Genomic DNA, 26273 nt, shown 5'->3' on the forward strand with positions numbered 1-26273 from the left:
TAATTAGGAGATGTCTAAAGGAAATATAATCCCAAGTACCGAGCAAGATTCAGAGTATGTTCGCGAGCAACTTATCGCATTTAATGCTGCACATGTGAGTGAGGAATTAAGGCATCGGTACGAAGAACTGAATTTCAATATCAAAAATGAGACTGGCGAGATTGTTGCAGGTGTGCTTAGTACACTTTGCTGGAACTAGCTGGAGGTTGATATTCTTTGGGTGGATTCTGAACAACGGCATCGGGGATATGGTTCACAGTTGTTACTTGAAGTTGAGCGAATTGCGCGAGAGAAATCTTGTGATTTTGTCATGTTGAACACCTTCTCCTATCAAGCACCGGAATTTTACAAGAAACATGGCTACCAATTGATCACAACGATCGAGAATGCACCGACTGGACACAGTCATTATTATTTTAAAAAAGACCTCACTTAAGACAGACAAAGCATGCGAAATAAGAAAAATCAGGAGGGTTATGATGGTTACCATTAAAGGAATCGAACTTGAAGATTTACCGGCACTAAGCCAGCTATACCATGAGTTGATGGGGATGCCTACCAATGAACAGCAGATGAAAAAGATGTTTCATTACATACAGCAGAATGGCCATTATCATGTGCTTGGGGCATTTTACAATGGCAAACTGGTTGGGTCCGTTATGGGGGTTGAGTGTATGGATCTGGTAGGGCCATGCAAACCGTTCATGGTTGTGGAGAATGTGATTGTATCGGATCAGGTACGCAGGCAGGGCATTGGGCAGAGGTTAATGCTCCAGATTGAGCGGATTGCAAAAGATATGGGTTGTGGTTACATGATTCTGGTGTCTGGCGATCAGCGTAAGGAAGCACATATATTTTATGAGAAGTTAGGTTTCAAGGATGAGAAGGTTCAGGGTTACCGGAAGCATCTTTAACAGACAGGTTCAAGTGAAAATTTCTTACACGAGTGGAAGGATTACTTAAGGAACACGGCGAATAAGGCATAGTCTTAACAAAAGAAACGAATAAGAGGGAGGCACTCTCGTGTTCAAAAAATGGGCTAATGTTTTCATGGTTCTGAGCCTGGTATTCGCCGTATGTTCCCCAACCTCCTATGCTGCCGCCAAAACGGTTAAGGTAACCGTTACGCTGGTGAGCGCAGAGCTTGTCGAGAATAACTCTGTCGGTAATGAGTGGGCCATCGGAGCAAGTGTGAACGGCAAAGATCTGGAAGAGGGTTCGTCAGTCACTTTAAACCTGAAATCCACGGGTACATTGAAACTGGAGGCCATCGCCGAAGAACAGGACAAAATTCCCGATTACGGGGATAAAAGCGCCAACGTCAAACTATCTTCGTTCTCCAAATCAACCAACAAGACACTTTCCGTGGTGGTGACCGAGAACAGAGGCCGATATTCTGGTAACACAGCGACTTGGGCGTTCAAGTTTAAGATTAGCAAGAAGTGAATAGGAACCAACCGTGAGAAAAGAGAGCTGAGCTCTCTTTTTTTATGCGTAAATAATTGTTGATCTAAAGTAAGGCGACGTTTCTAGCCACGCTAATCTTTGTTAAACTAATGAGAACAACAGTATAGAAATAAAAGATGTATTTTCAAAAAAAAGTACATAGGAGGTTAACACAATTATGCGTATCGTAGATAACATTAAAGTCTGGGGGGAGCCGCTGGAGAACGCCGTAAGTCAGGCGGTGACTTGCTCGCAATATGGAGATGTATTGGGTGTGGCTCTGATGGCCGACCATCACAAAGGTTACTCGCAACCCATCGGTGGTGTTGTCGCTTATCGGAATATGATCAGTCCGTCAGGTGTCGGATATGATATTGCCTGTGGCAATAAGGCTGTGCGTACAAATCTGATGTGGGAAGATATTCGGGATCAGATTGTAACGATCATGGATGACATCAATTCGACCATTTCTTTCGGCGTGGGTCGTAACAATCCAACACCCGTAGATCATGAACTGTTCGACGACGCGAGCTGGAAGCTGTTTGATACCATTGAACCGGGATTACAACATAAGCTGAAGACACTTGCACGCAACCAACTCGGAACCGTAGGCAGTGGCAATCATTTCGTGGATATTTTTGTAGAAGAGGCAACGGGGAAGGTGTGGATCGCGAATCATTTTGGCAGCCGCGGGTTCGGTCATAAAGTGGCGAGTGGGTTCCTTAACCTTGCGGCAGGACGTCAGTTCAGTGGCAAAGCTCCTGGCGAATCGATGGATCAACCGCCTACGTTGTTTGACCTGAACAGCGAAATGGGTGATATGTATTGGGATGGAATGATTCTGGCGGGCCGATACGCCTATGCAGGACGTGACTATGTTATTGAACAGGTGCTCGGAATTCTGGGGGCAAGTGCTGAATATGCCGTTCATAACCATCATAACTTTGCCTGGAAGGAACAACACATGGGTGAAGAGGTAGTTGTGGTCCGCAAAGGTGCAACGCCACTGGCACCCGGGCAACTCGGTTTTGTCGGAGGCAGTATGGGTGATATCTCGGTAATTGTGGAAGGGATCCACAGCGAGGAGAACACCGAGTCATTCCGCAGCACCGTACATGGGGCAGGGCGCACGATGAGTCGAACCCAGGCGGCTGGCAAAATGAATTACAAGCTGCGCACACGCATGGGCGGTGAGATTAGCGAAGCACAGATGCATGAGGCGATTCGTGCCTATGGTGTCGAACTGCGGGGAGCGGGCACAGACGAAAGTCCGTTTGTGTACAAGAAACTGCAAGACGTGCTGAACGCACATGCGAATACGTTGAAGATCAACCATGTGCTGCGTCCCGTTGGTGTCGCCATGGCCGGAGGTAATGAATTCGATCCGTATAAGGATTAGTCAGAGAGAAGAGGGTGAACTTCATGAGGAATTGTGCGATATATAGCTGTCAGTTTGACCTGGATCAGCTGTTTGAATTGATTCAATCCATTTATCCTGAGGGTACGATTGAACGCCGGGAAGACAAGACCCATATTCAAGTGACTCAGAAAAAATGGCTCAGTAAGAAAACCAAAGGCTTTAATATCATGACCAGCCAGACACATCCTGAGGAATTTACGACAATGATTCAGGGGATGCTTGGATTTTTGAGTCAGATTGAAGGGCGCAATGCTTCGCTACAGGAAAAGGTATTGATCAAATGTTCCACATTGAACATGGTGGTTGGTATTGAGACGGAAGAGGATATCTCGGAAGAATTCTTCGGCGAGTTATTACGGTTGGCTGATGCGCTGGATGCTGTTATCTTCTGGGGAGGTGGATCTCTGCTGAATGCACAAGGTCAGCTATTGCTGGATGTGAATGGAGAATCTGAGGTGGAGGATTACACGGTGACAGCGCACACCAGTTTCCTTGACGGTAACAGACCGCAGTCGGAGTCGGGCATTCAACGTAAAGCGCGGTCAGAGCAACTGTTGACTGAACAAGGCATTCCGTATAATGCGAACTTGCCCGCGAGGGCAGGAGACGAGCACACCACGATTCGGAGTAAAGAGGAAGTCGCGCGTCGTGCGGTTGCCCTATGTCTTGCCGCGCTTAAGGGTGAGTGTCTGGGAGCCGGCGAAAGTGCGGATGATACCGCAGCACTGGTTCAGGAAGTGATCGACAAGTATGAGGCTGGATCCTTTTTCTCACCCGTAGAGAAGAGGTTTATCGACCAGCAAGGAGCAGAGCAGCAGGAGATCATCTCCTTCTCTTGGGGATATGAAGCGTACCACGTGATGTTGTGGGCGCTTGGTTATGTGAAGGAACTGGGTGCACCAACGGAGTTGTGTAACGTAGGGAAGGATGTCGGTTATTTGCAACAGAAGGATAGTTTTACCGACTTTCTCTCCGATGCATCTCTGCGCAGCAAGAGCGAGATTCTGGATGAAGCAGATCTGATCTACCGTTATAACTGGGTGTGCGTTGATAGTCGTGTGAATGACAAAACACCTCCCGCTGGCCTGAATGGTGGAGTGGCTTATGAACGTCACCGGGCATTGAACTGGCTGATCTGTTATCTGGATCAGGCGTGGGATGATGTGCGTACAGACACGTAGAACAGGATGATGTGACGGCCTATTGTAAATAAACAATAAACATTACACAACATACAACAATACAAATACCCCTATAGCCGCACGAATACGGTTAAAGGGGTATTTGATATTCTGCCATATTATCCACTATGTCTGCCAAACTGTTCACGAATAATGACATCAGCAAGAATCAACTTTTTCTCGACGTTGCTCTCTGGATTCGCAATGCGCCATAACATCTGATCCACTGCACGCGCACCGAGCAACTCCTTGTTCACATTAACTGTGGCAAGTAATGGGATATTGTCGTATAGATTATCAAATCCCGTGACAACACACTGATCGGGTACACGAATACCCATACTCTCAAGGGCTTCTATGGTGTATAGCCCATAGAAATCATTCGCACATACAAACACTTCAGGCAGGTTATCCTCACTGATCACCGAAGTGAACGTCTGGCGGAACTCATCCAAGGCCTGATTACTCAGCTCGGGAATCTGATGTATTTCCATCCCATGACCCATAAGCACAGAAGTATACGCAATCCAGCGTTCATAGAAGCTATGAGCATCCCCGATATTGCCAACGAACTGGAATGTTTTGAAACCCTTGCGGAGCAAATAGAGCATGATCTCTCGCATGGATGCAAAGTTATCGGTGAATATGCTGTCACTGTGAAAAACAGGGTCCAGATGATCCACCATCACAACCGGAATACTGAGACGCTTGATTTCAAGCAGAATCGGGGTAGAGATAGAGCCGACGGTAATGATTCCTCGAATGGCATCCGGGTTGAGCAGGGTAAATAGCTGGTCTGCTGAGGGTTCCGTTAAGGTCAGAATATTAATACCTTTTTGGTTCAGTTTGGAAGAAATCCCGTTAAAGACGGGTCCCCAGTATACGGAGTCTTGATTTTGGTACCGAACATTGGGAAACAAAATCAAGATCGTTCCGCTTGAACGTGTGTTCTTCGGTTCCTGAAGTTCATGGCTGTTATACAGTTCACCAGACAACATGCTGTTATCTTTGAAATATCCAAGTTTGCCAGCGGCCTTGAGAATGACATCCCTCGTTTGATCGCTAACTCCCGATTTTCCAGACAAAGCTCGTGACACCGCGAATTTCGACAAACCCGTAAAATGTGCAATCTCCTGAATTGTTACCTTTGTCTTCATCATACCATCCTTACACTCGTAGTTCTGCCGTATTCCTTATTTGGAGCGATATCCAACGATTCTAGTATAGCATGATGTATTTCTCTTAATCTAATAACGGACAGAGAATTCAAAATGTTAGTAATACACAGTATTTTAGGATGAACGTTCAACGTGACGGTAAGCATATTTTCAGATAGTATGACGAAATTTGTCTGCTTAATTATTATTTTGTTATTTTATAAAAATAACAAAATAAACAAAGTTATAATCATAGCTTAATAAGCATGTACTTAGTGGACGTACTCATGAATAAGATAAAATACAGGATAATTTGAGCTTAATCAGCATTTTATCAGAGTAATTAGAAAATGTTAACAACAAAAATGTTGACGCTTACATTTTGCTGTGTTAAATTTTGTTTGTAAAAAGCAAACAAAGAAATAACAAATGGTGGTGGTTGTTTATTTTCGATTGGTTGATGAATGGGGTTAACGATTTAGGGTGAACCATGATTGGTATACACATTCGGGGAGGTTGTTAAAATCATGATGAGAAGATGGAATGTTCTACCTCTGATGTTATTGGCTGTGATGATTTTTGTATCCGCTTGCAGTGGTGGGGGGACAGCGCAGACGGGGACCGAAGCAGAGGGAATAACGAACTCAGGTAACAGCACCGAGGTCGCTGAGACAGAGAAAGAGGGCGAAGCGGAAGAAGCTGTGGTTAATGTGCCTGATCTGGGTGGGCGTGTCATCAAGGTCGCGGCCTGGTGGGACTTGAAACCGGCGGGAGAGACGGCCTCCGATAAGGCCAGACTTGATAAAATTGCAGAGGTCGAGAAGAAATACAACGTAAAACTGGAGTTTGTTAACGTACCTTTTGAAGAATACATGAACAAATTCACAACGTCTGCACTGGCTGGCGAACCGTTCGCCGACATCGTTCAGATGGAGTACAAATCCGCACTACCCGCCATCCTCAAAGGGCAACTATTGCCCATCTCCGAATTCACTACACCTGAGAATAACATCAACCAAGAGGCTAACCTGATTGCAAAATTTCCTGCCATTGCAGGCAACGAATATGCCTTCGAATCTCCAACCAGCATTGGTCTGGGACTTCACTATAACCGTGACTTGTTCAAAAAATTATCTTTGCCTGATCCTCAAGAACTGTATAACCAAGGCAAATGGGATTGGGACAAATTCATGGAACTTGCCAAACAGGCAACCAAAGATACCAATAACGACGGCAAAACTGACGTATACGGATTTTCTGGCTGGGCGCTTGATGTCGTTCGTCATTTTACCGCAGCCAATGGTGGAACGATCGTGGATGATACCAATAGCAAAGAAGGATTGTCCGATCCGAAAACGATTGAAGCTGCCGAATTCGTCAAACGCCTGTATAACGTGGAAAATGTCGTGAAGGTCAAAACCGGCGACAAAACCAATTGGGAGGAAAGCAATACGTTCAAAGATGGAGATGTAGCTCTGTTCACCGCTGCTGAATGGCAGTTGGGCGATCTCACCTTTGCTGTTGGTGTTGTGCCGATTCCGAACGGGCCACAGGGTAGCAAAGAGGTAACGTATGCAAACAATGCAGCATCAGCGAAGTTCATTCCAAAAGGTGTGGAAGATCCAAAGATCGTCTACCAAATCTATGAAGAGACCTTCGACATCCCGCAGATTGAAGAGTATCCAGGTCAAGATTATTTGGAGAGTCGTTATACCGACGAGAAGGATATTGCGATCATTCGCGAGCACATCGCTGGAACCGGCCGCATCTTGCTGGATGATGCCTACACAGGATACCCTTTCGGGGATTATGTGAACGATATCATCAAAAACAATGCTTCCGTGACAGCAACAGCCGAGAAATACAAGGCACAGGCACAAGCTGCAATTGATAAACTCGGCAAACAATAACAACACTTATCACCAGCAAACGATTCAGGCAGGGGGGCTCGTGTCGGCAATGTTGCACGGAGCCCCTTTTCCTGAACCACCAAATCGGCATTGCTGGCATCAGCCTTGATGAGGAGGACTCGTAGGATGGCTGGAATTCTACAACGTAAGACATGGATATTGTCCACAGTAATCATCGTGGCGGCAGCCTGCATCATTCTATATATAACTTCCGGCGCTGATGGAAAGAGTGCAAACATTCCACCTGGCAGTCTGCCTGCCATTGAAGTGGATGCAGTCTTGCAGCAGACCCGGCAGAAAAAGGGATACGAACAGTATCGATCCGGAACGGATCAGGCTACACAGCCGAATGTGGACATCACCATTGAAGCAGGAGATTACATAAAAGCCGAAGGTGAAGACGTCCGCAAACTGACTAATTATGAAGGAATGGATGGTGTATCTCTCCATACCGGAGAGACCGGACAAGTCGATTGGACGATTAATGTGCCGGAGACCGGGCTGTATAACCTGTCCGCAATCTATTTTCCCGTAGAAGGCAAGAGTTCGGCCATTGAGCGTGCATTGTACATTGATGGTGAACTTCCTTTTGCGGAAGCCGCCTATTTGCAGTTTGACCGGGTATGGGCGAATGAGAAAGATGTCGTTGAACAGGATAACCAAGGCAATGACCTTCGCCCGAGACAAGTGGAGCAGCCACGCTGGCTGGAAGAAACGTTTCAGGACTCCGACGGGTACGAACAGACTCCATTCAAGTTTTATTTGGAAAAAGGGGAACACACGCTAACGCTAAAATCATCGCGTGAACCCATGGTGATTCGGTCCATTCGTCTTTTCAATGAGAAGACAGCTGTTCCTTACACAGAGACTGCAGGGGCACAACAATCGGACTCCTCTGGGCAGCCGAAGGATGTACTGATTCGCATTGAAGGAGAAGCCGCGATTGCCAAATCTTCACCTACGTTATACCCGACCAGCGAAAGGTCAAGTTCTGCTGTATCTCCTTATAGCGCTTCCCAGGTACGCATCAATACGATTGGCGGCTTTAACTGGCGTCTGCCAGGACAATGGATTGAATGGGAAGTGGATGTGCCGGAAAGTGGACTGTATCATATCGGTTTTACCGCTCAGCAGAATTTTGTCAAAGGCATCTATTCTACACGCAAACTGACCATCGATGGTGAAGTTCCGTTTGCAGAGATGGCGAAAGCACCTTTCCGTTATCAAAGTGACTATCGTATTGACGTGATGGGCGGCAAGGAAGCATACAAGTTTCACATGGAAAAAGGAAAACATGTGCTGCGGCTGGAGAACAGCCTCGGGGATTTTGCACCGCTTATCCGCAATGTGGAGGACAGTCTGTACAACTTGAACTCCATGTACCGACGTATTCTGATGATTACAGGCACCAAGCCTGATGAATTCCGGGATTACCGGGTGGAAAAACAGATTCCGAACCTGCTGGAAGTGTTCAGCGGAGAAAGTAAACGTCTCAAGGACGTGGCTGCACAGCTTCGTCTCCTGTCAGGACAGTCCAGTGATCAGGAAGCGCTGATTAAGACGATGGCGCTGCAGCTGGACGAGATGATTGATAAGCCAGATACCATTCCAAGACGGCTTGCGGCTTACAAAACCAATACAGGCGGTCTCGGCACATGGGTGCAGCAGGCACGAGAGCAGCCCCTTGAGATTGACGCACTGTACGTCACTTCGATTGACCAAGATATTCCCGGAACAGGTATGGGGCCACTTGCCAAGCTTGGTCATGAAGCGAAGATATTCTATCATTCGTTCTTCATTGATTATAACCAGATCGGCAATGTAGCCACATCGGAAGATCAGCGTACGGTAACAGTCTGGATTGGTAGCGGACGTGACCAGGCGAATACGATGAAAGCGATGATTGACAAGACCTTCACACCAGACAGTGGCATTAACGTGAATCTGAAGCTGGTGAATATGGGAACCTTGCTGCCAGCGACTTTGTCCGGTGAAGGTCCGGATGTAGCGATGCAGATCGGCAATGATCTGCCGGTAAACTTTGCGATGCGGAACTCGGCTGTAGATCTGACGCAATTCAGTGATTATAACACCGTGGAACAGGAGTTCAGGGAAAGTGCAATCGTGCCGTATGCCTATGATTCAGGCGTATATGCCCTGCCGGAAACGCAAACTTTTAACATGCTGTTTTATCGTAAAGACGTGCTCGAAGAACTCGGACTTGAAGTGCCTCAGAACTGGGAAGATGTCGAAGCTCTGCTCGCGATTCTGAGCAAAAATCATATGGAATTTGGTATGCCGATTGTGACCCAAGCGAATATGCAGGGTGTCAATATTCCGCCGAACTCTCAGTATGCCACGATGCTGCTTCAGAACGGCGGCGCCTTCTATCGGAACGATGACAAGGAGTCGGATCTGGATTCAAGGATCGGAATTGAGACGTTCAAGCAGTGGACGGAATTCTATACCGATTACAAGCTGGAGCGGGAATATGACTTTGCCAACCGTTTCCGTACAGGACAGATGCCTATTGGACTAACGGATTACACCATGTACAACCAGTTGTCTGTATTTGCACCGGAGATTCGCGGACTATGGGGATTCGTTCCAGTGCCGGGAACCGTTCAAGCAGATGGTACCTTGAATCGGGACGTACCGGGTGGAGGTAGCGCGGTCATGATGCTGGAGGGTGCCAAGGATCAGGATGCGGCGTGGGAGTTCATGAAGTGGTGGACCAGTACACCGATTCAGGCGGAATTCGGACGGGAGATGGAAGGACTGATGGGCGCAGCTGCCCGGTATCCAACGGCCAACATCAAGGCGCTGGATTCCCTGCCGTGGCCTGCGGAGGATTACGCCAATCTCAAGGCACAATTCGAAACGGTGAAGGGCATTCCTGAAGTACCCGGTGGTTATTTTACAGGCCGCCATCTGTTCAATGCATTTTACAAAACCGTTGTTGGCCAAGTGGAAGCCAGGGAATCCATCATGGATTATACCCAATATATTCAGGACGAGATTCGAGTCAAACGTAATGAATTTGGTCTTCCGTAAGCAGAGGGAGGGTTAATCGTGCCACAAATATCACTCCGAGACGGACAAGACAGTCCTCCTGAGAAAGCGTCAAGGATGGGCATGAAATCGTGGTGGAGCTGGAAGCTCCAGGAAATGAAGGCCAGCAAACATTCCTATGTTCTGCTTGCACCTTATATGCTCCTGTTCCTCATGTTTACCGTGATTCCGGTTGTCATCTCGATCATACTCAGCTTCACCTACTTTAACATGCTGGAATTCCCGCGTTTTATTGGCTGGCAGAACTATACTCGCCTGTTTCTGGAGGATGATGTATTCCTGATTGCAATCAAGAATACGTTGTTGTTCGCCATCATTACCGGACCGATCAGTTATATTGCTTGCTTTGTCTTCGCGTGGATCATTAATGAGTTAACACCGAAATGGAGAGCGTTCATGACGCTGATCTTCTACGCGCCCTCCATTTCGGGCAATGTGTATTTTATCTGGCTGATGATCTTCTCGGGAGATCGTTATGGTATTGCCAATGGGCTGTTGATCAAATGGGGGTTTCTGCTGGAGCCAATCCAGTGGCTGAAGACGGAAGCCTACATTATGCCTATTCTCATTCTCGTGCAGCTATGGCTGAGTCTCGGAACCGGATTTCTTGCGTTTATCGCTGGTTTGCAGACGGTGGACCGGACATTGTACGAAGCGGGAGCGGTGGATGGGATCAAGAATCGCTGGCAGGAACTATGGTACATTACCCTGCCTTCGATGCGTCCACAGTTGATGTTCGGCGCAGTCATTCAGCTGACAACCTCGTTTGCCGTGGCCGATGTGTCAATCGCACTGGCCGGGTTCCCGAGTGTGAACTATGCAGCAGAGACGGTGGTAACCCATTTGATCGACTTTGGTACTACGCGGTTTGAGATGGGATATGCATCAGCAATTGCCACCGTACTGTTCATGATTATGGTGGGCACCAACTTGCTGGTACAGAAACTGCTTCGAAGGGTGGGAGAATAGTTATGGCTGCAATTGCGACAGGCAAAAAACGCGTGAATCGCTCGCTATCGGGAAGCCTCTCCCTGTTTGCCCTTCTGCTCGTATTTGGTGCCTTCATGGTGCTACCGTTGATCTATGCGATCAACAATGCATTCAAACCATTGGATGAGATTTTCACCTTTCCACCAACGCTGTTTGTCAAAAATCCGACGTTCAGCAACTTTACGGATCTGCTGAATCTGCTGAGTGACTCGTGGGTGCCGTTCTCACGTTATATATTCAACACGGTATTTATTACAGGTATCGGTATCGTAGGCCATGTGCTGCTAGCTTCCGCAGCGGCCTATCCGCTTGCCAAACACAAGTTTCCGGGCAAAGTATTCATGTTCCAAGTGGTCGTACTGTCACTGATGTTCACACCTGCGGTGACGGCCATTCCAAACTATATGATCATGTCATGGCTCGGATGGATCGACACGTACTGGGCCGTCATTATTCCGGCATTTGCCTATTCACTCGGGTTGTATCTGATGAAACAGTTCATGGAGCAGATCCCGGATGCACTGCTGGAAGCAGCCAAGATTGATGGTGCCAGTGAATACCGGATCTTCTGGTCCATTGTTATGCCCAATGTGAAGCCCGCGTGGCTTACATTGATCATTCTGCTGTTCCAGATGTTATGGGGCAGTGATGGCAATGGGTACATCTACAGCGAGCAGCTCAAGACCCTGCATTATGCAGCAGGGCAGATTATTCAGGGCGGAATATCCCGGGCAGGAGCGGGTGCTGCGGTAGCACTGATTTTGATGAGTGTGCCGATCACGCTATTTATTTTCTCTCAGAGCCGAATCATTGAGACGATGGCGAGTTCGGGCATGAAGGATTAAGGGGGAACGATATGGCACGCACAGTGAAAAGATGGCTTGTTCTCCTGGCGGCAGTATCTCTGCTGCTGGTGAATGCCGTGCCTGCGGCGGCCTCCCCGGCGCCGTATGAGAGTTATAACTACAACTACTGGAAAGAGGCTGTACCTTCACCGGATGCCTATCTGCCCGAGCGTACTCTATCAGGCCGTGATCTCGGCATTAGTGAGTTTAAAGACCCTGGTGATGTGAATGTTTCACCTTCCGGGTTGATCTATATTTTGGATAGTGGCAACAGCCGAATTGTTGTATTGGACCCAGGCTTTAAGCTGCTGCGCGTCATTGATGGATTCATGATGGATGGTAGCAAGGAGACCTTCAACCTTCCGGGCGGATTGTTCGTGGATGAGCAAGAACGCATATACGTCGCCGATACAGGCAACGGTCGTGTGGTTGTCCTGGATGGAGAAGGGACACTGATTCAAACCATCACGAAGCCCGAGTCGGATATCCTGTCGACCCAATTCCAGTTCCAGCCTTTGAAGCTGACGGTGGACCATGTAGGCCGAGTGTATGTTGTGGCGCAGGGGGTCTACGAAGGGATTATGCAGTTTGACGAGAGTGGGAAATTTATCGGATATGTCGGTACCAACAAAGTGGAGCGGGACTACGGCGAATATATCTGGCGCATGTTATCAACCAAAGCCCAGCGCGCACAGATGGTTCTCTTTGTTCCAACGGAGTTCTCCAATGCGGATATTGACCACAAAGGATTTGTGTATGCAACGAATATTGATCCCGGCTCAAATGAACCGATCAAACGGCTGAATCCGTCTGGTGAAGATGTACTGAAGCGGTTTGGTTATTACGACGTCAAAGGCGATATCCGGTTCCGCAACAATCCGGGTCCATCCAAACTGATCGATGTGAAAGTGCTGGGCGACGGCATGTACAGTGTATTGGATGCGACACAGAACCGGGTGTTCACGTACGACGATGAAGGTCATCTGCTCTACATATACGGTGGCAAAGGAAATCAGGTGGGCACGCTCAAAACACCTGTCGCGATTGAACAATCAGGTGAGCATCACTTGGTTCTGGATCGGGGCAAGAACAACCTTGTTGTCTATGAGCCAACCCGTTTTGGTGCCCGTGTGAATGAAGCGGTGGTACTCCACTATCGGGGCGAGGACACGGAGGCCGTGAATATATGGAGAGAAGTGCTGAAGCTGAATGCCAACTATGACATCGCTTATATCGGTATCGGCAAGTCCTTATTAATGGAGAAGAAAAACGAGGAAGCGCTAGGTTACTTCGAACTTGGAATGGACCGCAAGAGTTATTCTGTCGCGTTCAAGAGGCATCGGCGGGAGATGATGAAAGAACATTTTGGTACATTCCTGACCGTTGCAATCGCGCTGATTGTCATTCTGATCCTGACCCGGGTAGCAGTTAAATGGAGACGGAGGAGGCAGGTTGATCGTGAAGCAGGATTTCATTAAGTTTCCGCTGCATCTCATTTTTCACCCCATTGATGCATTCTGGGACCTCAAGTCGGATAACCGGGGACGGCTGTTTGTTGCTTTTGCAGCATTGGCGCTTACCATTGTTATGATGGTTTTGCAAAAGCAGTACGCAGGATTTCTCGTTAATTACATCGATCCTCGTACGATTAATAGCATCATCGAAATCGCCACGGTTGCAGTACCTTTCTTTCTATGGTGCATGGCCAACTGGGCGGTAACAACTTTGATGGAAGGGGAAGGCAAGTTCAAGGAAATCGTTCTGGCGACAGGTTACTCGCTCATTCCGGTTATTCTGATCTATGCCCCAATGATCGTGATCAGCCGTTTTATGGTGCAGGAGGAGACTGCTTTTTATTATCTGTTCAATAGTATCGCGTTTTTCTGGTTTGTACTGCTTCTGTTCATTGGCATGATGACGGTACACCAGTACACGGTGATTAGAACAATCATTACGATGGTGCTGACGCTCATTGTGATGGGCATTATCGTATTCCTTGGCGCGCTGGTCTTCAGCATGTTGCAACAGTTGTACGAATTCGGTTATAACATTTACCGCGAGTTGATTTTTCGGACCTAAAGGAGGCGGCATCCGTGAACAAAAGGCAACGATTATATACGGTGCTGGCTGGTGGTACAGCTGTAATCATGATTGCAGCCGGGCTGCTGTATATAAACAACAGGGGAGTTCCTGCCGTAGAAGCCGCGGCTTATCTGGATACGACAACCAAAGCCATGCCCGTCACGGAAGAACCGTTACAGTTCCTTAGTGACTCCTCGCAGGGTGTGCCTGGTATGCAGCTGGTCGCCGAGGATCAGGGACTCGCCCTGTATTATAACGAGGAGACAACGGAAATTGCAGTACGTGACGGGAAAAGTGGAGAGATCTGGTATAGCAACCCGAAAGAACGGGCTGAGGATGGTCTTGCTTCCGCATATGAAAAAGAAGTGCTGTCCTCCCAGTTGAATGTGTCTTTCCGGGATTCGATGGGCACACTGGAGAACTTTCCGAATTTCAGTTCCAGTATCAGCAACAAACAATTCACTGTGGGGCAGATCGATCAAGGGATACGGGTGAACTATACACTTGGTGATACATCACTTGGCATTGATGCGCTGCCTAAACTGATTAGCAAACAACGACTGGAGGAGAAAGTGCTTTCCAAGCTGGATGCTACTGTGGCAAGGTACACATCTGCCCGATATTATCCAACCAAGAACAATCCGGATATTCTGGAGCGGCTGGATGGTCAGATCTCGAAGCAGCTTGTGCTGAACAAGATGTTGGGAGCCTTTGAGACGGCGGGGTACACGGCGGACGATCTGGCTTTTGACAATCAGGAGAATGGAGTCGAAGGCGGAGGTGTATCGGATAAGCCTAGCTTCGTCATTTCTGTGGAATATCGACTTGAGCAGGGGGCACTCGTTGTGACCGTGCCTCTGAGCCAAATAGAAGAAAGTGGGCAATACCGCATTCGGAATATTGATTTGCTCGCTTACTTCGGTGCTGCGGATACAAAGGGCGAGGGTTACATGCTCGTACCTGACGGTTCCGGCAGCCTGATCCACCTAAACAACGGGAAAACCCAGGAAGAGCAGTATGTACAGCGCGTGTACGGCGCAGACCCCAATGATAATTCGCTCAGTCGTCCTCAGGTTAGTGAATCCGCGTATATGCCTGTGTTTGGTCTGAAGAACGGGGAGAATGCCTGGTTTGCGGTGATTGAAAAAGGGGACGGCATTGCCAGTATCTCCGCAGATATTGGAGGCAGGCAGAACAGTTACAACCACGTGCATGCAACCTTCTCCCTGCGGGGTGAGGATGAACTGGAGATGTACACCTCGCAGAAAATGCAGGAGATCCAGCTGCTTAGCGAAGAGCCTTACCGTGGAGATATTCAGGTCCGTTATCATTTCCTTCATGGAGAAGATGCCAGTTACTCGGGTATGGCCCGCCTGTATCAGCAGCAGTTGATCGAGCAGGATGTATTGAAGCCGCTCGCAGAACAGACGGAGTTGCCGTTCTATGTGGATGTGCTTGGTGCAGTGGACAAAAAGGCTTCGTTCCTGAGTGTGCCCTATCGGACCACTTTAGCCATGACGACGTACGAACAGGCCACCGAAATGGCGGCGAAATTACAGCAGGATGGTGTGAACCGCGTACAAATGCGGTATCAGGGATGGTTCGGCGGTGGCATCAGCCATCATACGCCAACCCGGGTGAAGTTGGACAGTGAAGTAGGCAGTCGTTCCGAACTGCAAACGTTGTCCGCTAAGCTGGAGCAGTCGGGTGGAGCTCTGTTTCCGGATGTGGCTTTCCAACATATTTATCACGATGATATGCGCTTTGCTCCTTCCTCGGATGCAGCGCGGTTTGTAACAAAGGAGACAGCAGAATTGTATCCGTACAATCCTGCACTTAATCGCATGGATCAGAGTAGGGACAGCTATTATTTGCTCTCAGCGGCCAAGCTTCCTTATGTAGTGAGTGAGTTTGCTGACAAATTCAATCAACTGGATCTCGGCGGGTTATCCCTTCGTGATCTTGGGCAGATCCTGACTTCAGATTATCGGGATAGTCGGGTGATTCATCGAGAGACGGCGAAAAACATTGTGAAGGAGCAGCTGGGCAAGCTGGAACAGTCCTATCCGAACCTGATGATATCTGCTGCAAATAGCTACGCTTGGGGAAGTGCGCAACATGTTGTAAATGTGCCCGCAGGATCGAGTCGGTTCAATATTACCGATGAAGAAGTTCCTTTTTATGGGATGGTCATTCATGGATACATGAACTATGCGGCATCTCCGATGAATACGTCGGGGGATCAGGATCTCCGCAAACAGTTGCTGCGCAGTCTGGAACTCGGGGCAGCTCCGTATTTTCAATGGACCTATGAACCATCATCCAGGCTAAAGCTGACGAATTATGATTCGGCCTACGCAACGGAGTATGCATATTGGGTGGATGATGCCGTTGCCTTGTATAAGCAGGCCAATGAAGTGCTGGGAAATCTGGCGAATGAGCAGATTCTCAAGCATGAACGCATTCAGGATGGCGTTGTCCGGATCACCTATACTGGGGGTACATCCATCCTTGTGAATTACAATGCGGATGCAGTAACCGTGGATGGAACAACGGTTGGCGGGACGGACTATGTGGTGGGAGGAGTGAACCGATGAGAACCATTCGATTATCGCTGAAGTCACGGAGAGCGCTGCTTGGACTTGCATTTATATCGCCGTGGCTGATCGGTTTCATCTTCCTCTTTGCCACACCACTCCTGCAATCAATTCGGTTCAGTCTGAGTAATCTGTCCGTTGCTCCGGGCGGGTACGTTCTGGAATACGTTGGATTTAAAAATTTCAAGGATGCGCTTCTGGTTGACGCGACGTTCAACCGGATTCTGGTCGACTCGGTTGGAGCGATGCTACTGAATGTGCCGATGATTTTGTTCTTCAGTCTGTTTACGGCCACACTGCTTAACCAGAAGTTCAGAGGCAGAACGATGGCACGTGCCATCTTTTTCCTGCCGGTTATTCTGGCTTCGAGTGCAGTCGCAGCAGCTGAGTCTGCGGGATTAATCAATCTGATGGGGGATGCGAGTGCGGTGGATGCATCAGCCGATGGTGGTGCTTCGTTCAACGTGGTATCCATTGTGCGGATGCTGGCGGATGTGGGATTACCGATGGCCTATGTGGATTACATTGTAGAAGCCATCATGCGGATCTATGAGATTATTAGTAGCTCAGGTGTTCAGATTCTGATCTTCCTCGCCGCGCTGCAATCGGTACCGGGATCGATGTATGAGGTTGCGAAGATCGAAGGGGCGACAGCTTATGAATCATTCTGGAAAATTACATTTCCCATGGTCAGTCCGTTGATCCTGACAAATGTCATCTATACGATCATTGATTCATTTGCCGGGAGTCCAGTCACACAGGCCATCTACCAAACCGCATTCAAAACGCAGAACTTTGGCTTAAGCTCGGCGATGTCCTGGCTGTACACACTGGTGATTGGTCTTGTCCTGATCGTAGTGGGCTGGGTATTGTCACGGCGGGTTCACTACAACTGACGGTTAATATTAAGGGAGGCTTCAGATTATGGCTGCATCAGGGACAGATCGCATGGTGGTAGTTCCGAAGCAGAATTATCACATGCATCGGGTGCGAAACAAGACATCGGACCTTCTCTATTCTATATTCAGATATGCACTGGTCATCGGCATTTCATTTATTATTTTGTATCCATTATTTCTCAAAGTGTCAGTTGCGTTCAAGGATAAGCAGGATATCTACAATCCGACGATTTATATGATTCCCCAGCATTTTACGCTGGATAATATTCGGCTTGCGGCGCAAGTGATGGATTACCTGCCTCTGCTGGCGAACACGTTATTGTTTGTTACCATCACAACGCTTCTGACAGCGATATCCTGTGCACTTGCCGGATATGGCTTCGCCCGGTTTTCGTTTCCGGGTAGTAATGTGCTCTTCATCCTGGTGATTCTGACGATTCTGGTGCCGACAAGCACGCTTATGGTGCCAATGTATCTGCATTTCCGCAGCTTCGACTTTCTAGGCATCATCCAGTTGTTCACTGGAACAAATGGCATCAATCTGCTGAATACGTATTGGCCTTCCATGATTACGGCTGCTACAGCGGGAGGGCTGAAGGCGGGGCTGTTCATCTATATTTTCCGTCAGTTCTTCAAGGGCATGCCAAAGGAAATCGAGGAGGCCGCACTGATTGACGGTGCAGGCGGATTCAAAACGTTTGCTCGAATCATGCTGCCCAATGCAATCTCGCCGTTGATTACGGTTATTCTGTTTTCGTTTGTATGGCAGTATAACGATACCTTCTATTCGGCATTATTCATGAGTGAAAGTCCACTGATCTCGCTGAAAGTGGCTTCCTTACCTGCTCAGGCGAACCAGTTGATTCCGCAACTGATGGGCTTTGGCTCGAACTCGGGCATCAAGGCCGATCCAAACTATGTGGCGATGATTGTGGATACAGGCATTTTGCTGGCTATTGCACCCCTGATCATTTTGTATCTGTTTGTGCAACGTTATTTCGTGGAGAGTATTGAACGTTCCGGTGTAGTGGGTTAACATGGTAAACCCAATTGGAGGTGTAGAGATGACAGTGTGTGAGATCAGCAGAGTTCCGGTGAATAAAGCAGCGACTCCCGAAGCAAAAGAACTGATGGCGTTCCTGGTAGAGTGTTATCAAAAAGGGATGTTGTCAGGCCAGCAGGATTATAGCAATCTAAACTGGATTAATGAAAATACAGGCCGGAAACCAGCTGTGATTGGCTTTGATCTCATGGAATATTCGCCATCAAGAACAGAGCGCGGTGCGGTCTCCCAAGAGATTCGGGATGCGATAGACTGGCACAAACAAGGCGGGATCGTGACACTATGCTGGCACTGGAACGCACCGACGGATCTGATCGATGAACCGGGTAAAGAGTGGTGGCGGGGGTTCTATACGGATGCTACCACCTATGATCTGGGTTCAGCGCTGGCGCATCCTGAATCGGAAGCATATCAGTTATTGATTCGGGATATCGATGTTATTGCTACACATTTGCAAGAGTTGAAGGATGCTGGTGTGCCTGTATTATTTCGACCACTTCATGAAGCGGAGGGTGGCTGGTTCTGGTGGGGAGCGAAAGGCCCCGAACCTGCCAAACAGTTGTATCGTTTGTTGTATGATCGATTGGTTCAAGAACATCAGCTGCACAATCTTATCTGGGTCTGGAACTCGGAAAAACCGGAATGGTATCCAGGGGATGATATCGTGGATATTGTGAGTGTAGATGTATACCCGGAAGCGGGAGATCACAGCCCGCTGGCGGCACGTTACACCAACCTGCGAGAGCTTGTGAAGGATAGTAAAATCATTGCACTGGCCGAGAACGGCTCCATCCCTGACCCTAAGCAGATGAAGGAACAGGATGTACACTGGAGTTGGTTCTGTACCTGGACAGGTGGATTCCTGAGAGACGGGACGCATAATGATGTGGCGTTTTTAAAGAGAGTGTATAACAGCGAAGAGGTCATTACGCTCGATCAGTTACCGAAGTGGAGTTGGTTATAAGAACCCCACTTCCAACTTGAATTGGAATCAATGAAGCGTTAGTATTCGCTGTAAGAATTCATGCGAATACTAACGCTTCATTTGTTGGTAGCGCACGTATGTAAATGGAACCCCTCTTCCGAGAAACATTGGAATCCGGTTGAACAAGAATCTAGTTTGACGGGTGTAACATAGCTTGGATATTGGGATATAAATTCACGCTGGAAGTGAATAAAATATACGATTGATTCACTGTACGGATCAGAATCCTCTCGCTTGTGCCATTGACTGGACCGATCCGAATGGCGGATGGTTCGCTTCCACCGTACGTATCATCCAGGGTGACCAATGTGATATGTGTGATAGGAATTTCAATTTTGGAAAACTGCCACCGGATAACCAGTTGATCTTCTACTTTTTTCACGTTAACACCAAACATAGGATGACCTCCTGTTGTGATTCAAATTATTGAAGTAATCTCGTATGTCCAGTTTATCATATTTTGGATAAAATTACCTTATTAATAATAAAGAGTTCCGATTTCTATCAACTGATATCAGGGATGGGAACTTAATGAAAAACCTACAGGATTAACCATGTTACATATCGAATACAAATAGAGAAATTAGAAAACTTATACTCCAACACAAAGGGTGTGCCACATGACGAATCTATTCGAACATTGTTCAGGTCAAACATTATCCGCCAACCTGGGATGGCTGAACGAGCCAACAGATTGGTCCGTTGAAGACGGCAAAGTAACGATAACCGTTTCGCCGATCAGTGACTTTTTCATTGATCCGGGTGGTGAGCCGGTGAAAGCTTCAGCTCCATTTTTACATACGATAGTCAAGGGAGATTTCAGCATCGTCACTCGAGTACAGGTGGACATGAAAGAACAGTATGATTCGGGCTGCCTGATGGTGAGGGTTGACGATACGAATTGGGCTAAAGTTTGCTTTGAATATTTTGAAGAACAGCCGTCTATTCTTAGTGTTGTTACTCGTGGTAACTCGGATGATTGTGTATCAGCACCTGTAGACGTTAATAAGCCTTATTTACGTGTAGCCCGGGCAGGCAACAGCTTTGCTTTCCATTATTCTCAAGATGGAGAGAAGTGGAAGCTGGTTCGTTATTTCGGACTCGACTGCCCGGAAGAGATCAAAGTTGGCATTGTGGCCCAATCCCCCATTGGGCAAGGGACCACGGTTACTTTTACTGACGTAGAGCTTCAACATGGGGTGACCGGAAGTGTTCGCCGGGTAAAATAACAGCGATCAGAAGGTTGTTCTGTCATTTATTTCACCCGAATTAACATTCCGAACAGACCGAGTATAGCAAAGGCCAGAAATGCCGTTGTATTGGAAAACACTTCGATCGTATAACCTGCCATAGATGAGCCAAGGAATTGCCCAACACCCAGCGCGAGAAAGGCAAGGCTAATTCCGATGGACACATTTGGACTGAATAGTCTCGTCGCCCAAACGATAAATACACTTGTCAGGAAAATATACGTGCTGCCAAATATGATCGCAGAGATGAGACTGGCAGTCATTGATGGCAGAAGGATAACCCCGAGCGAAATAGCCAATAAAAGTATGCCTATTCGGTAGGACCACCCAATCTCGAATCGTTCAATAATGCGACCAGCGCATCCACCGAGTATCCCCATAACCCCCATCACAATCCAGAACAACACGGCTTCCGAATCGGAGGCCCCTTTCTCGTCTGTGAGGAAGTTCCGGGCAAAGGTCCAGTAGATTGCAGAACTGAAACCTGTCAACAGACAAGCCATGAGCAGAGCAGACCCTGGTCTGGTAGGTTTCATACATGTCCAGAGAGATTTGGTACAAGGAAGCGTCTTGGTTGCCGGAATAACACGTCTGTTCCACAAAAGAACCACAACACCGATTACAGCAAACAGGATGTAGGTTAGACGCCAGTAATCCGTGAACAGCCAGTAGAGTGGGCCCGATATTACAATCCCGAAGCTGGTTCCGGTGTTAATCCAGCTGTTGCCTCTTGCTTGTAGCTCGGGAGCAAGCTCGGCATTAACCGTGTTACCGAGGGCTGGAGAGGCCAAGCCTGTACTCAAACCTGCTAGAAATATACTAAATGTAAGAACCCATGCATTCTGAGCCAAGGCGATGCCGGTTAATCCGAGCACTGCGCTGATCCCTGCCAATTGAATGACATAATGATGTCCCTTGCGATTAATCAACAATGGTGCAGTTAGAAGGGACAGACAGTAGGCAATATACGTTCCTGAGTTAATCGCGCCAGAGGCTGCATCATTCAATTGTAAGGCTTCCGAAATTTCCGGCATAAACAATCCATAACTGAATCGCCCGAATGCATAACATACAGCGATAAGTGCAATGCCTGGAAAGATAATTTTTTTCATTAAATCCACCGCCTTTTAGATAGAACGATCATTATATTTCTCATTAAATAAAAAAGTGAGTTGAACTACTAACTCACCCGGAATAGCATTAATTGAAACTGGTCTGCGTCAAATGGATCAGTTCACGGCAGACGTTATTTACATTTTCTGTCTCAGCAAGTGCCGTGGAACCCTCCAGCAGCAGGGAGAATCGCAATAGATCTCGATCACTTGCAACAGGCGCCAATGTTTGAATTAAAGTTCGCATATGTCTTTTGTGCGCATTTACTGTCTGGACGATGATATGGTCTGTATGACCTCCGAATTCTTCTTTGGCGCGTAAAAATAAGCAACCTCGTGATTCGTGTTCCTTCAACCAGGTTGCATGTCCTTCAGCCAGATTGAGAAACATAGGTTGTGCTTTATTGTCTGCATATTGCCTGAGCTGTTCTAAATAACGCTGTTCGCGTCGCAAGAGTACCTGGACAATGAGATCATCCTTGGACTCAAAGTGATTGTATAGCGTCATAATCGCAATCCCGGCATCCGTGATAATCCGCTTCAAACCGATGGAATGGAAGCCATGGAGGTAGAATAATTCTTCAGCCACGTTCAAAAGCATTTCTTTTTTGCTGCTCATATTCAATGATACTCTCCCTTCAAAATAAGATAGAACGATCATTATACTTGTAGGCTATAATAATTCGTAGACATTGTCAAATGTTGTGACTCCCCTTTTCTTTGGTTAGTTCAAAGCCTGGGCAGGGCGTTATATGAACAACGTCTTTGCACATTAACCGGACATATGAGAGCACAACATGACAGGTTTTTGGGTGGTTTATCCGTTATATTAGACATCAAGGAGTGATTATTACATGAACTGGATCAACGCATTACAGGTCGCTATTCAATATATGGAAGACCACTTGCTCGAAAATATGACGATGGAGCAGATTGCAGCACAGGTCCATATCTCTCCTTTTCATTTTCAACGTACCTTTGCCTTATTAACGGATGTTACTGTAGCCGAGTACCTAAAACGCAGACGATTGACACTGGCGGCACATGAGCTTCTACAAAGTGATCACAAAATCATTGATCTGGCGTTTAAATACGGTTATGACACACCGGAATCTTTCTCCAAAGCATTTCGTAGACAACATGGGATCGCACCCAGTGAGGCTCGTAAGAATGGTAACGCTATCCAATCGTATAATCGTCTGGTGATTCAAGTGAGTCTAAAAGGAGCAGAACCGATGAAATATAAAATCGTTGAACATCCCGAATTTACGTTGGTCGGAGTAGAGCAGACTTTCTCATATGCAGATGGAGAACATCTGCAAGGAATCGGAAAGATGTGGCAGGAAGCGTGGACGAGCGGTACAGAGGATCGTTTATTTGAACTGAACAACAGGGATATTCCAGGGTTACTTGGCGTCGTTGTGGATCAGAGCGAAATCCAGGAAAAACAGATGCAATACTGGATTGCTACGACTTACGATGGTGAAGTACCGGAAGGATTATCAAGCTTCACTATGCCTGCTTCCAAATGGAGTGTATTTGAAGTAGAAGGCCCGATGCCGGAGAGTATGCAGCTTCTATGGAAACGGATTATTTCGGAATGGTTTCCATCCAACCCGTATGAGCACGCATATATGCCGGAGCTGGAAGTATATCCGGGGCCCAATCAACCGCCACAAATCTGGATACCGATTAAATAAATTTTAACCGTTTCAAACTCGATCATTGTAGCCCATAAACATTCGGATAACCGAAGCTGTTTATGGGTTATTTGGTTGTGATTAATCAGAGATTCGAAGTTGTACAGAGGATGTTCAAGCGTTGTTCATTTTATTGCGGATAGGTAAACATGATATATTGGAACGAAGGTTAACAGCAATAAGAGGACAACGAGGTAAACCGCAGGAGGCAGATATGTTATATGAGAACCCATTCATTCAGACGATCATCCAACACGAGCAATTAATGCGTGACCTGCGGAGAGTTCGTAGTCTCCATTTGCCTCAAAGTTACATAGGTGCAGGATATATTCGTAATTATTGAATAATAAGTGATTTGCGGAATAGTGGGTACAAGAAGGAGTGTCTACGGATTTGATAAAAAAGTTCTTACAAAAAAATGGACTGATCATTGATCTTGTCCTGTTGGCATGTTTTGTGGCGTTCCTGGCCTTCTGGGGCCAAAGATTCCCAGTCATGTTTTTCGGAATGATCACGGTGGCTTTTATCGTTCTAAGACGGATTGACTATCAGAAGCATGTTATTCTGAAACGGATTATCCTTACCGGAATTAGCGTGGCTGCCGTCTCTTTTGTCATTATCGAAGCCCTTGTATTCACACAGCTCGGTGCGAATGATCCGGATGAGGCAGACTATGTCATTATTCTGGGTTCAGGCATCCGTGGAACGGAATTGTCATTGACCCTGAAACAAAGGTTGGATGCAAGTTTGGACTACATTCGCAGCCACCCTCAGACACCCGTCATTGTATCGGGTGGGCAGGGACCTGGAGAATCCATTCCTGAAGCGCTCGCCATGAAAAACTATCTAATTGAACAGGGGATTAACCCCGTCCAAGTCATTATGGAAGATCGCTCCACAAGTACACAGGAGAATTTGGCCTTTTCCAAAAGAATCATTCTTGAATCCGGGTTAGAGCACCCTGAGATCATGATTGTCACCAGTGACTATCATATGTTCCGTTCCAAATACATCGCTGTCAAGAACGGTTATGCAGCAGAATACGGCATATCGGCCCCGTCACCGGGTTATCTGAAACCCGTCAACATGATCCGTGAATATTTTGCTACGATCAAAACATTTATCTAATGCACATGACAGAAAAAAGCAAACAGGACGAAGCGGAGATCTATGATCTATGCTTCGTCCTGTTGCATATAAGGATGGCTATTGCTCCTTAACGATAGGTTATTTTTCTGAAGGAGCAGGTACAGTTACTGAAACCTTATCCCCAGGGAGAGCTACCATTTCAGGAGATTCACCAGTAAAAGGAACAGTGGCTGATTCTACAACTTTAGCCTCAGAAGGTTCAGTAGTAGATGGAACAGTAGTAGAAGGTACAGTAGCAGACGGAACTGGCACAGCTTCGGAAACTTCATCCTCAGGGAGAGCCACGATCTCAGGAGTTTCGGAAGTAGAAGGAGCAGTTACAGCTTCGGAAATTCCAACCTTGTTGGGAGAAGCTACGATTTCAGAAGATCCACCCGTAGAAGGAACAGTCACAGCTTCAGAAGCCTCAGCCTCCACTTTAACCGTGTGGTTTGATGCCCATACGGCGGTGGACGTACTTACACCTGTAATAAGCAGGAGGGCTCCCATACTTAACATCCAATGTTTCTTTTTCAGTTTCTTTACATTAAACATAATCATCAATCTCCTTTTTAATTGTTTGCCTTCACCCGATAGGGACGAACAAAATTGAGCAGGCATTTTCTTGGTTCCCGCCATCACATTTAAAATTGTCTCACCATATCGTCTGCGTTCTTCGTGGGACATCTCTTTCACCACATCTTCATCACAGGCCAACTCGCTCCAGGTATGAATGTCCCTGCGAATCATATGAATCAGGGGATTGAACCAGTGCAGGGCACTAACCCCCAAGGTCAAAGCTTTGACCCACAGATCTTTATGTTTTAGATGTACCAACTCATGATGAATTACCATACTGATGTCCATTTTCACCGTATTTTCGGGTGGCAGATATATCGTGGGTTTAAACAAGCCAACCAGTATAGGGCTTCGTACTAGCGTGCTGTGAGCAAGCGTGATATTACGTTTGAGACCCAAAGCTTCTTTGATTAATGGTAGCTGTACAGCTGCTTCACTATGACAGAGGACTGGGGTACGTGTACGAGATAATTCATTCAGAAATCTTCGATAACAGTACACCTGCCATGCAGAAAAACCAATGACTCCAATGCCCCAGACGCATAACAAGAACCAGGCTGTGGTTACCGAGATGGTTTGTTCCGGGATAAACGTTCCTGCAAGTACATCCGAAGCTGCTGCATTCTCCGTACCTGGTATAGTTGATGTCGTTTGGAATGCAATATCCAAAAGCCATGAAAGGCCAAGAGATACCGGGAACAGATAAAACAAGATAGCCAGTTTACCGAGTCTGTAGAGCCACTTGGTCGGAAAGACAGAACCGGGTATAAGTCGTAGTGCCAAAATACAAACAGAAACGATACTTCCCGCCACGGTCAGGCTGCACAGAATCTCAAAAAAGATATTCATCATCTGCA

General features: G+C 47.2%; 23 protein-coding genes and 1 pseudogene. 19 read left to right on the forward strand and 5 right to left on the reverse strand.

Annotated features, from left to right (window positions below):
* Nucleotides 1–10 precede the first annotated feature (10 nt).
* The 5 genes and pseudogenes from NST38_RS08605 to NST38_RS08625 all read left to right on the forward strand — a co-directional run bounded on the left by NST38_RS08605 (nucleotide 11) and on the right by NST38_RS08625 (nucleotide 4047).
* Nucleotides 11–436: pseudogene (locus NST38_RS08605) on the forward strand (GNAT family N-acetyltransferase).
* A gap of 43 nt (nucleotides 437–479) precedes the next feature.
* Entirely contained in the window at nucleotides 480–914 is a 435-nt protein-coding gene (locus NST38_RS08610; protein WP_076252535.1) for a GNAT family N-acetyltransferase, read from the forward strand.
* 109 nt (nucleotides 915–1023) lie between these two features.
* Nucleotides 1024–1446 carry a hypothetical protein gene (locus NST38_RS08615; RefSeq protein ID WP_076252533.1) on the forward strand — a complete coding sequence of 141 codons (423 nt, stop codon included), beginning with the start codon at nucleotides 1024–1026 and terminating at the stop codon, nucleotides 1444–1446.
* A gap of 178 nt (nucleotides 1447–1624) precedes the next feature.
* Entirely contained in the window at nucleotides 1625–2845 is a 1221-nt protein-coding gene (locus tag NST38_RS08620) for an RtcB family protein (RefSeq protein ID WP_076252531.1), read from the forward strand.
* 23 nt (nucleotides 2846–2868) lie between these two features.
* The gene (locus NST38_RS08625) at nucleotides 2869–4047 is read left to right on the forward strand and encodes a DUF4272 domain-containing protein (protein WP_076252529.1); all 1179 of its coding nucleotides are present in this window, start codon (nucleotides 2869–2871) and stop codon (nucleotides 4045–4047) included.
* A gap of 119 nt (nucleotides 4048–4166) precedes the next feature.
* Here NST38_RS08625 and NST38_RS08630 read toward each other — a convergent pair whose 3' ends face one another.
* On the reverse strand, nucleotides 4167–5207 hold the full coding sequence (locus NST38_RS08630; protein ID WP_235193769.1) for a LacI family DNA-binding transcriptional regulator: 1041 nt from the start codon (nucleotides 5205–5207) through the stop codon (nucleotides 4167–4169).
* A 527-nt stretch (nucleotides 5208–5734) separates the two neighbouring features.
* Here NST38_RS08630 and NST38_RS08635 point away from each other — a divergent pair.
* From NST38_RS08635 to NST38_RS08680, 10 genes are all read left to right on the forward strand, one after another.
* Nucleotides 5735–7114, forward strand: a complete 1380-nt coding sequence (locus tag NST38_RS08635; protein ID WP_076252742.1) for an ABC transporter substrate-binding protein — start codon at nucleotides 5735–5737, stop codon at nucleotides 7112–7114.
* A 126-nt stretch (nucleotides 7115–7240) separates the two neighbouring features.
* Nucleotides 7241–10168 (forward strand): extracellular solute-binding protein, encoded by a 2928-nt coding sequence (locus NST38_RS08640; protein WP_076252527.1) that lies wholly within the window; start codon nucleotides 7241–7243, stop codon nucleotides 10166–10168.
* A 75-nt stretch (nucleotides 10169–10243) separates the two neighbouring features.
* Complete coding sequence (locus tag NST38_RS08645) at nucleotides 10244–11155, forward strand: carbohydrate ABC transporter permease (protein ID WP_047842211.1); 912 nt, start codon at nucleotides 10244–10246, stop codon at nucleotides 11153–11155.
* 2 nt (nucleotides 11156–11157) lie between these two features.
* A complete protein-coding gene (locus NST38_RS08650) occupies nucleotides 11158–12021 on the forward strand; it encodes a carbohydrate ABC transporter permease (protein WP_017689719.1) in 864 nt (287 codons plus the stop codon).
* 11 nt (nucleotides 12022–12032) lie between these two features.
* Nucleotides 12033–13499 carry an NHL repeat-containing protein gene (locus tag NST38_RS08655; protein ID WP_076252525.1) on the forward strand — a complete coding sequence of 489 codons (1467 nt, stop codon included), beginning with the start codon at nucleotides 12033–12035 and terminating at the stop codon, nucleotides 13497–13499.
* Nucleotides 13480–14100 (forward strand): YIP1 family protein, encoded by a 621-nt coding sequence (locus NST38_RS08660; protein ID WP_074094245.1) that lies wholly within the window; start codon nucleotides 13480–13482, stop codon nucleotides 14098–14100. The genes NST38_RS08655 and NST38_RS08660 overlap by 20 nt, the downstream gene beginning before the upstream one ends.
* Before the next feature lie 14 nt (nucleotides 14101–14114).
* A complete protein-coding gene (locus NST38_RS08665) occupies nucleotides 14115–16700 on the forward strand; it encodes a DUF5696 domain-containing protein (protein ID WP_076252522.1) in 2586 nt (861 codons plus the stop codon).
* Entirely contained in the window at nucleotides 16697–17596 is a 900-nt protein-coding gene (locus NST38_RS08670) for a carbohydrate ABC transporter permease (protein ID WP_076209260.1), read from the forward strand. Before NST38_RS08665 ends, NST38_RS08670 begins: the two co-directional genes overlap by 4 nt.
* A gap of 28 nt (nucleotides 17597–17624) precedes the next feature.
* Nucleotides 17625–18635: a carbohydrate ABC transporter permease gene (locus NST38_RS08675; protein WP_083684636.1), complete on the forward strand. Its 1011-nt coding sequence runs from the start codon at nucleotides 17625–17627 to the stop codon at nucleotides 18633–18635.
* Between the two features lie 28 nt (nucleotides 18636–18663).
* The gene (locus NST38_RS08680) at nucleotides 18664–19626 is read left to right on the forward strand and encodes a glycosyl hydrolase (protein ID WP_076252520.1); all 963 of its coding nucleotides are present in this window, start codon (nucleotides 18664–18666) and stop codon (nucleotides 19624–19626) included.
* Nucleotides 19627–19777: 151 nt separating this feature from the next.
* Here NST38_RS08680 and NST38_RS08685 read toward each other — a convergent pair whose 3' ends face one another.
* Complete coding sequence (locus tag NST38_RS08685) at nucleotides 19778–20044, reverse strand: SunI/YnzG family protein (protein WP_036610266.1); 267 nt, start codon at nucleotides 20042–20044, stop codon at nucleotides 19778–19780.
* A 223-nt stretch (nucleotides 20045–20267) separates the two neighbouring features.
* Here NST38_RS08685 and NST38_RS08690 point away from each other — a divergent pair, with 223 nt between their 5' ends.
* Nucleotides 20268–20876: a DUF1349 domain-containing protein gene (locus NST38_RS08690; protein WP_076252517.1), complete on the forward strand. Its 609-nt coding sequence runs from the start codon at nucleotides 20268–20270 to the stop codon at nucleotides 20874–20876.
* Nucleotides 20877–20902: 26 nt separating this feature from the next.
* Here NST38_RS08690 and NST38_RS08695 read toward each other — a convergent pair whose 3' ends face one another.
* Nucleotides 20903–22009 (reverse strand): MFS transporter, encoded by a 1107-nt coding sequence (locus NST38_RS08695; protein WP_076252516.1) that lies wholly within the window; start codon nucleotides 22007–22009, stop codon nucleotides 20903–20905.
* An 88-nt stretch (nucleotides 22010–22097) separates the two neighbouring features.
* Nucleotides 22098–22628 carry a TetR/AcrR family transcriptional regulator gene (locus NST38_RS08700; RefSeq protein ID WP_076252514.1) on the reverse strand — a complete coding sequence of 177 codons (531 nt, stop codon included), beginning with the start codon at nucleotides 22626–22628 and terminating at the stop codon, nucleotides 22098–22100.
* Nucleotides 22629–22863: 235 nt separating this feature from the next.
* On the opposite strand from NST38_RS08700, the gene NST38_RS08705 reads away from it, so the two are divergent.
* From NST38_RS08705 to NST38_RS08715, 3 genes are all read left to right on the forward strand, one after another.
* Complete coding sequence (locus NST38_RS08705; protein WP_076252512.1) at nucleotides 22864–23709, forward strand: AraC family transcriptional regulator; 846 nt, start codon at nucleotides 22864–22866, stop codon at nucleotides 23707–23709.
* Between the two features lie 214 nt (nucleotides 23710–23923).
* Nucleotides 23924–24052: a nucleotidyltransferase family protein gene (locus NST38_RS08710; RefSeq protein ID WP_143781264.1), complete on the forward strand. Its 129-nt coding sequence runs from the start codon at nucleotides 23924–23926 to the stop codon at nucleotides 24050–24052.
* Between the two features lie 50 nt (nucleotides 24053–24102).
* Nucleotides 24103–24837 carry a YdcF family protein gene (locus NST38_RS08715; RefSeq protein ID WP_083684630.1) on the forward strand — a complete coding sequence of 245 codons (735 nt, stop codon included), beginning with the start codon at nucleotides 24103–24105 and terminating at the stop codon, nucleotides 24835–24837.
* Nucleotides 24838–24936: 99 nt separating this feature from the next.
* Here NST38_RS08715 and NST38_RS08720 read toward each other — a convergent pair whose 3' ends face one another.
* Nucleotides 24937–26265 carry a M56 family metallopeptidase gene (locus NST38_RS08720; protein WP_256720081.1) on the reverse strand — a complete coding sequence of 443 codons (1329 nt, stop codon included), beginning with the start codon at nucleotides 26263–26265 and terminating at the stop codon, nucleotides 24937–24939.
* Between the last annotated feature and the right edge of the window lie 8 nt (nucleotides 26266–26273).

This window comes from Paenibacillus sp. FSL H8-0104 (genome assembly GCF_038050215.1).
In the GTDB taxonomy this organism is placed as follows: Bacteria; Bacillota; Bacilli; order Paenibacillales; family Paenibacillaceae; genus Paenibacillus; species Paenibacillus amylolyticus.